At 58.1% G+C, this 7239-nt stretch carries 8 protein-coding genes; 6 read left to right on the top strand and 2 right to left on the bottom strand.

Annotation, left to right across the window (positions count from 1 at the left end):
- Window positions 1-478 (bottom strand): recombinase family protein (locus tag ACR0NT_RS04970; protein ID WP_480442662.1); only part of this gene is annotated, 478 nt, incomplete at its 3' end.
- A 150-nt stretch (window positions 479-628) separates the two neighbouring features.
- Here ACR0NT_RS04970 and ACR0NT_RS04965 point away from each other — a divergent pair.
- The 3 genes from ACR0NT_RS04965 to rpsD all read left to right on the top strand — a co-directional run bounded on the left by ACR0NT_RS04965 (window position 629) and on the right by rpsD (window position 3111).
- Window positions 629-1009, top strand: coding sequence for a hypothetical protein (locus ACR0NT_RS04965; RefSeq protein ID WP_224856715.1), 381 nt, complete (start codon window positions 629-631; stop codon window positions 1007-1009).
- A gap of 1070 nt (window positions 1010-2079) precedes the next feature.
- The gene (locus ACR0NT_RS04960) at window positions 2080-2274 is read left to right on the top strand and encodes a hypothetical protein (protein WP_170440725.1); all 195 of its coding nucleotides are present in this window, start codon (window positions 2080-2082) and stop codon (window positions 2272-2274) included.
- A 216-nt stretch (window positions 2275-2490) separates the two neighbouring features.
- On the top strand, window positions 2491-3111 hold the full coding sequence (rpsD, locus tag ACR0NT_RS04955; protein WP_170670477.1) for a 30S ribosomal protein S4: 621 nt from the start codon (window positions 2491-2493) through the stop codon (window positions 3109-3111).
- 70 nt (window positions 3112-3181) lie between these two features.
- On the opposite strand, the gene ACR0NT_RS04950 is transcribed toward rpsD, so the two are convergent.
- Window positions 3182-3643 (bottom strand): Lrp/AsnC family transcriptional regulator, encoded by a 462-nt coding sequence (locus ACR0NT_RS04950; protein ID WP_170670479.1) that lies wholly within the window; start codon window positions 3641-3643, stop codon window positions 3182-3184.
- Between the two features lie 102 nt (window positions 3644-3745).
- Here ACR0NT_RS04950 and ACR0NT_RS04945 point away from each other — a divergent pair, with 102 nt between their 5' ends.
- The 3 genes from ACR0NT_RS04945 to ACR0NT_RS04935 all read left to right on the top strand — a co-directional run bounded on the left by ACR0NT_RS04945 (window position 3746) and on the right by ACR0NT_RS04935 (window position 7229).
- On the top strand, window positions 3746-5161 hold the full coding sequence (locus tag ACR0NT_RS04945) for an aminotransferase class V-fold PLP-dependent enzyme (protein WP_170670481.1): 1416 nt from the start codon (window positions 3746-3748) through the stop codon (window positions 5159-5161).
- Between the two features lie 65 nt (window positions 5162-5226).
- The gene (hisC, locus tag ACR0NT_RS04940; protein ID WP_170670483.1) at window positions 5227-6312 is read left to right on the top strand and encodes a histidinol-phosphate transaminase; all 1086 of its coding nucleotides are present in this window, start codon (window positions 5227-5229) and stop codon (window positions 6310-6312) included.
- A complete protein-coding gene (locus tag ACR0NT_RS04935) occupies window positions 6309-7229 on the top strand; it encodes a prephenate/arogenate dehydrogenase family protein (protein ID WP_170670485.1) in 921 nt (306 codons plus the stop codon). The genes hisC and ACR0NT_RS04935 overlap by 4 nt, the downstream gene beginning before the upstream one ends.
- The last annotated feature ends 10 nt before the right edge of the window (window positions 7230-7239 follow it).

Below are 7239 nucleotides of genomic sequence, written 5' to 3'. Positions count from 1 at the left end.
TCAGCATCCGCCGCAACCCGAACCCGGCTGCGCCGCCTTGTCGATAGCCCAACTCGATCAGGCGCTGCTGCCCCGCAAAGACCTTTTGCGAAAGCTCGCGACTGTATTCGCCAGCCATCGCGCGCTTGACGCCTTTCACAATGGTGGAAACGGGACTTCCGTCGTTTTCGAATTGCTCGGCGCAATACTCGACAGAAATGCCAGCGCGCTTGCAGATATACTCATAATAGGCGCTTTCATCCGCATCCTGAAAACGGCCCCAGCGACTGACGTCATAGACCAGGACTGTTTTGAAATCGGTCTCACCTGCTTCGATGTCGTAGATGAGTTGCGAAAGACCGGCTCGACCTTGAATGCTCAATCCGCTTTTGCCAGCATCAGAATAGGTTTGGATTATCTTGTAGCCGCGTTCTTCCGCATATCGCTGGATGGCGTCGGCCTGATTTTCGGTTGAGTATCGCTGGTGCTCGGTCGACATACGGACGTACTGGGCTGCGTTTCGGCGTTTGTCTCCGTCTGTTTTGTTATTTGGCCAACTCAATGACGTGGCCCTCCATATTCAAATTCGTAATTTTGCGCAGCTGTTCTGCGATTCCTTTCACGAACTTATCGGAAGGGAGACGGAAACATGTTTCATAAAAAGGGCAACATCTTTCATGGAGGCAGCCAGGATCTGGTTTCGGCTGTAGAATATCGAGAGGCAGTTAGGTCTGCCCTGACCTATGAACTGGGAGGCGCGGGCCGGGCGGCGAAAGCAACGATAAAGTGGACGGGAGTAAGCGAAAGGACCGCAAAGAACTGGATAGCCGGTTCATACGGCCCAAGTGGTGAGCATTTGATTGGTTTGATGAAGCACTCGGATAGTGTGATGGACGTGGTTTTGGAGCTAGCTGGGCGCCATGAGACATTGGCAATGCAGCGCGTGGTGATCGTAAGACGGGAACTCAGAGAGGTATTGAAGGTATTGGACGCGATCTGTGCTGCTGACGACGCTTCGAGTGAAACCTAGCAACAAGCAAAGCTCATTTCGGTCTGTATGCCTTGTAGCAAGTAACTCAGTTTTCTCATCCATCGATCGAAAGGGTTTGGATTCTACACGCAGTCAGTGTCGGGCAATGCCGGGGGGAATTTTCAGGCGCGAAGACGCGTCATTTGGTTGAGATTTATTGAGAATTGCCGTGGGTTGGAGGTTGCAGCGCTTATTTGTTCGATGAGTTGCAAATTACGTGTCGGGAAATGGCAAGTTAGATGTCGGCGCTATCAGGAAGGCCCACAAAACAAGGGGGTTCCAGTCGCAAAAAGTGTCACCTTATGTGTCGTTCCAGACCAATGAAATACAAGATGACGCGAAGCGGCTCGGTAGAACCCGACCTCCTTCCGAAGGGGCTGTGACGCTCAAAGCTCGTGATCCCTTGGTTTTTCAACCGCTTGCAGGCGCCCGGTTTATGGATCGGGCGCCTTCTGATTTTGATCCTCTCAGTCATTCTTTGCTATAGGCCAACTGGCCTATTTGGGTAAGCTTGTGACTGGTCTTAGGATGGCTTGAGAAGCCAAAGCATCTTGAGGTTGGTGCCGTTGCGACTGCCAGCCGCTAACACGGTAGATAAAACCAGATCGGCAAGTGTCTTTGCGGTCACGGTCAATGGCCGAATCGTTTAGGTAAAAATTTCGTTAATGTTGCGTTAACGTCTCTTTTCCGCCTCATTTTGCGTTGATAAGAAAAGCCCAGTCAGTAGTGAAATGTTTAAGGTGCAGGCGGGTACAATGAGAGCCGGAAAAAACGGTCGAACGGCAGTATTTTGGAGTCAGACGGAAATCGATGGGCTTGAGGCAGCGCCTTTGTCCTTTCTGTCCGTCGGAGCAGCGTGGTCATGGCGCGGACAGGCGCGATATCTGGTTGAGACGGCCGCCCACGCGGTGGAATGGACCGGACATGCCGGTGGCAGCAAGGCTGCAACTCTTGATCATTGCGCTCAAATTGAAAATCTGCCGGACGAAGCAAGCGGTCTGCTTGTTTTGACCAATGGCGCACAAACATTCACAGCGGCCTTGTTCCCAGTGGCAGGTGAATCAGTTCCGATGCTGGTATTCGAAGGCGATTGCCCCGAACGGGATCAGGAATTCTGGATCAGCGAAATTGCGGAAAGCGGACTTCAAGACGGCACGTCCTCGGAGTTGGTGGATACCGTCGTCGCATTCCCGGCCCGGCCAAGGCAGGACATGGGCGGGGCCGACCTGCGGGTTGCGGTTACCGCCGGGCGCAGGGCCGAATAAATCCCAAATTTTTGACAGAAAAGCCGTTGCCGCATGGTGCGGCCGGTTGACTCTGCCAGTTTCGCGGATATAAGCGCGGCTTCATTGGTGTTGGTGGCCCTCGCAAGGGGATGCCTGTCATGGGGGAAACCTCAAGAGGACAACGCCCTTCATAGTAGGCGCTAACCTACTCCCTTAGCAGGGGAGCGCCTTCGACCTAAACGAAGGAGATCAGCCGTGACCAAACGCACGTCTGCCAAGTACAAAATCGACCGCCGGATGGGCGAGAACATCTGGGGTCGTCCGAAATCCCCGATCAACCGTCGTGAATACGGCCCCGGCCAGCACGGTCAGCGCCGCAAGGGCAAACTGTCGGACTTTGGTCTGCAACTGCGCGCCAAGCAGAAGCTGAAAGGCTACTACGGCGACCTGACCGAGAAGCAGTTCCGCCGCATCTACGCCGAAGCCGAGCGTGTCAAAGGCGACACCGGTGAAAACCTGATCGGTCTGCTGGAGCGCCGCCTGGACGCCGTTGTCTACCGTGCCAAGTTCGTGCCGACCGTGTTTGCTGCACGTCAGTTTGTGAACCACGGCCACGTCAAAGTGAACGGCAAGCGGGTCAACATCCCCAGCTACCGTGTCAAAGAAGGCGACATCATCGAAGTGCGCGATAAGTCCAAGCAGCTGGCTGTTGTTCTGGAAGCTGTTGCTCTGGCCGAGCGCGATGTGCCTGACTACATCGACGCCGACCACTCGAAAATGACCGCGACCTTCGTGCGCGCACCGGGCCTGAGCGATGTGCCTTACCCGGTCATGATGGAACCGAACCTGGTCGTCGAATTCTACGCGAAGAACTAATCTTCGCTGACACCCGGAATTACAAGGCCGCGCAGATTGCGCGGCCTTTTTCGTTTCGGGGTGGACTTCATCAGATCGGCAGCGGTCGTCCCTCGGCGATCGCTTCCATCGCGAAATATGAGGTCACGCTGTCCAGTTCGACCTTTTCGATCAGGCGTTGATAGACCTTGTCATACGAGGCCATATCCTCGGTCACGACTTTCAGCTGATAGTCATAGTCTCCGCCGATGCGGTGGAAATCCACCACTTCGGGAATGGTCAGGACGTGGCTGCGAAAGGCCTGCAGCCATTCGGCCGAATGGTGCCGCGTGCGCAGCATGACGAAGACCACAAGGCTCAGCCCCAGTTTCTCGCGCGCGATCCGGGCGGTTGAGCCGGTGATCACGCCATTTTCGTTCAGCGCCTTCAGGCGACGCCAACAGGCGTTCTGTGACAACCCGACCCGATCCGCCAATTCACGTTGGGACAGCGTGGCGTCGGTTTGCAGCTCTCGCAGTATGCGCTTGTCAATTTGATCTATTTTTTCTGACATAACTGATCATATGACACAAAAAATGAGAAAACTATCAAAAGAAAGGTGAAGTTTCCTCGCTTCTATTCAATCACATTGGAAGGGCAATACGGAGCCTATATCATGACCCTGTCCAAATTTCGCGCAAACATCCAGTCCACCACTCGCAATTCAAGCTTGCGCGACGGGCTGATCGGAGAAAACGTTCTGATCCCGGGTCTGCATGGGGACGTGCCGCTGGTATACGCGGATTACGTCGCCTCGGGCCGTGCGCTGCGGCAGGTTGAGGATTTTGTCGCCGAACAGGTGCTTCCTTTCTATGCCAACAGCCATACCGAGGCCTCCTATTGCGGGTCCTATATGACCCGTCTGCGCCGTGAAGCACGCGCAGAAATTGCCCGCATTGTTGGCGCGAGGGGCGAAGACGCGGTGATCTTCACCGGGTCCGGCGCCACTGCGGGTCTGAACCGGCTGGTCAGCTTGTTGGGTGTGGATGCGGCTGACCGGCCGGTCGTTATGATCGGGCCATACGAGCATCATTCGAACATTCTGCCCTGGCGCGAAAGCAAGGCGCAGGTGATTGAGATCCCCGAGGCAGCAGGGGGCGGTGTTGATCTGGCTGCGCTTGCACAAGCCTTGGTCGATAATGCCGGTTCCGATCTGATCATCGGGTCGTTCTCGGCCGCATCGAATGTCACCGGAATCATCACCGACCCGGACCCGATCACCCGGTTGCTCAAGGCGCATGGGGCGGTGTCGGTTTGGGATTACGCGGGCGGCGGGCCGTATTTGCCGATGGATATGGGGCCTGAGGATGCGCGCAAGGATGCCATCGTTGTCTCTCCGCACAAGTTTCCGGGCGGACCGGGTGCGTCGGGCGTGCTGATCGTCAACCAAAGCGCTGTGAAACGCACATGCCCCAGTTGGCCCGGTGGCGGCACGGTCAGCTTCGTCTCGCCATGGCGGCACGACTACAGTGAGGATTTGGCCGCGCGCGAAGAGGCCGGAACACCCAACGTGATCGGTGATATCCGCGCGGCGCTGGCTTTCATCGTCAAGGATGTGGTCGGCACCGATGAGATTGCCCGCCGCGAGGCGCAATACAACCGCATGGCGTTGGACGGGTGGGGCGGAAATCCGAACCTGACCTTGCTGGGTACGGACAACCCGCATCGGCTGCCGATCTATTCTTTCTTGGTGCGCGACAACTCGGGGCAGCCTGTTCATCAGCAACTGTTCACCCGGATGCTCAGCGATATCTACGGTATTCAGGCCCGCGGCGGCTGTGCCTGCGCCGGACCCTATGCGCACCGCTTGTTGGGGATCGACCGAGAGACGTCGGAAGAGCTGCACGCGGCATTGTCGGCCGGGGAAGAGATGAAGAAACCGGGCTGGGTGCGCCTGAATTTCTCGTATCTGATGAGCGAAGAGACGGTTCAGTTCATCATCGACAGCGTCAACGACCTGTCCCGCCGGACCGAGGAATTTGTGCCCTATTACAGCGCTGACCCGGCAACCGCCCGCTTCAAAGCGGCGTGACGGAATTGCCGCTTTTCTCAACGCGTTGAGACAGGTATGAGGGGCTCCAATTAACGGAGCCTCTTATGAACAAGATCACCCCTCAACCCGGCATTATGGACATCGCGCTCTATCAGGGCGGCCAGTCGCATGTGGCCGGGGTCGAGCATGTGATCAAGCTGAGTTCGAACGAAAACCCGTTTGGCCCCAGCCCTAGGGCGATTGAGGCGGTGCGCGACAGTGCCGCGACCCTGCATCGCTATCCCAGCACCGACCACGCTAGCCTGCGCGCGGCGATTGGTGCGCGGCACGGGTTGGACCCGGCGCGGATCATCTGCGGTGTGGGCAGTGACGAAGTGTTGCAATTCATCGCTCAGGCCTATGCCGGACCGGGGGATGAGGTCATCTATACCGAGCATGGTTTTTCCATGTACCCGATCATTGCCCGCATGGCCGGTGCGACGCCTGTGATGGTTCCCGAGCGGGACCGGCATGTGGATGTGGACAACATCCTTGCGGCGGTCACGGACCAAACGCGGATCGTCTTTGTGACCAACCCAGGCAACCCAACCTCGACCATGATCCCCGAGGCTGAACTGGTGCGATTGGCCGAGGCGCTGCCGCAGACTTGTCTTATGGTGATCGACGGCGCCTATGCCGAATTCGTCGATGGGTTCGACGGTGGTGCGTCTCTGGTCGACCGGTTCGAGAACGTGATCATGACCCGGACGTTTTCCAAGGTTTACGGTCTGGGCGGCATGCGTGTTGGCTGGGGGTATGCCGCGCAGTCGATCATCGATGTGCTGAACCGTGTGCGTCAGCCGTTCAACCTGTCGCTGACCGCACTGGCGGCGGCCGAAGCTGCGGTGAAGGATGTGGAGTTCCTGTCTTTCTGTCAGGCAGAAAATGCGCGCCTGCGGGTGTGGCTGTCCGAGGAGCTGGCCAAGATCGGTGTTCCGTCAGATGCGTCCTGCGCCAACTTCATCCTCGCTCGGTTTGCGGATCAGGCCGAGGCTGAGGCCTGTGACGATTACCTCAAGACCCAAGGTCTGATCGTGCGCCGCGTAGCGGGCTATAACCTGCCCAACGCCCTGCGGATCACCGTGGGCGATGAAGACGCCTGCCGCCGTGTTGTTGCGGCCATCACCGCGTTCAAAGGAGGTGCGGCATGAGCCAGGTTTACGACCGTGTCGCGCTGATCGGGTTGGGCCTGATCGCATCGTCCATGTTTTGGGCCATCAAACGCGCTGGTCTTGCCGGTGAGGTCACCGGCTATGCCCGGTCCGATGCGACACGCGAAACGGCGCGCCGCATCGGTCTGTGCGACCGTGTGTGCGACACCGCGCGCGAGGCGGCCGAAGGCGCGGATCTGGTGGTATTGTGTGTCCCTGTCGGTGCGATGGAGGCCGTGGCCGCAGATATCGCCCCGGTGCTGAAACCCGGCGCGACGGTGACGGATGTGGGCTCGGTCAAACGGCACGTGATTCAGGCCGTGTCCCCGCATATCCCCGAAGGCGTGCATTTCGTCCCCGCCCACCCGCTGGCCGGGACCGAGCATTCCGGTCCCGAATCCGGTTTCGCCGAGCTTTATGACAATCGCTGGTGCCTGCTGGTGCCGGTCGAAGGCTCGGACCCCGACGCCATCGCCCGTCTGAGGGCGCTGTGGGAAGGCATGGGAGCGAATGTGGATGAGATGGATGCGGATCACCACGATCTGGTGCTGGCTGTGACGTCTCACGCGCCGCACCTTATTGCCTATACGATGGTGGGTGTCGCCGATGACTTGCGCCGGGTGACCGATAGTGAGGTGATCAAGTATTCCGCCGCCGGTTTCCGGGATTTCACGCGGATTGCGGCCTCGGACCCGACCATGTGGCGCGATGTGTTCCTGACCAACAAGGATGCAACGCTGGAAATCCTCGGACGCTTTACCGAAGAGCTTTTCGCCCTGCAGCGCGCCATCCGTACCGGCGATGGCGAGCAACTGTTCGATTATTTCACCCGCACACGTGCGATCCGGCGCGGGATCATCGACGCGGGGCAGGACACGGACGCGCCGGACTTTGGACGAGGCAAAGCGAATCCATGAGATGCAGCTG

The organism is Ruegeria sp. AB10, from assembly GCF_056542745.1.
Note: the sequence above shows the minus strand (reverse complement) of the source record. Positions and strands in the feature narration are given on the sequence as shown.

Bases quoted from the DNA above. Each gene is read 5' to 3' on its own strand.
- ACR0NT_RS04965 (WP_224856715.1), top strand. From the start codon at position 629: ATGTTTCATAAAAAGGGCAACATCTTTCATGGAGGCAGCCAGGATCTG.
- ACR0NT_RS04960 (WP_170440725.1), top strand. From the start codon at position 2,080: ATGCTGGTATTCGAAGGCGATTGCCCCGAACGGGATCAGGAATTCTGG.
- ACR0NT_RS04950 (WP_170670479.1), bottom strand. From the start codon at position 3,643: ATGTCAGAAAAAATAGATCAAATTGACAAGCGCATACTGCGAGAGCTG.
- ACR0NT_RS04945 (WP_170670481.1), top strand. From the start codon at position 3,746: ATGACCCTGTCCAAATTTCGCGCAAACATCCAGTCCACCACTCGCAAT.
- hisC (WP_170670483.1), top strand. From the start codon at position 5,227: ATGAACAAGATCACCCCTCAACCCGGCATTATGGACATCGCGCTCTAT.
- ACR0NT_RS04935 (WP_170670485.1), top strand. From the start codon at position 6,309: ATGAGCCAGGTTTACGACCGTGTCGCGCTGATCGGGTTGGGCCTGATC.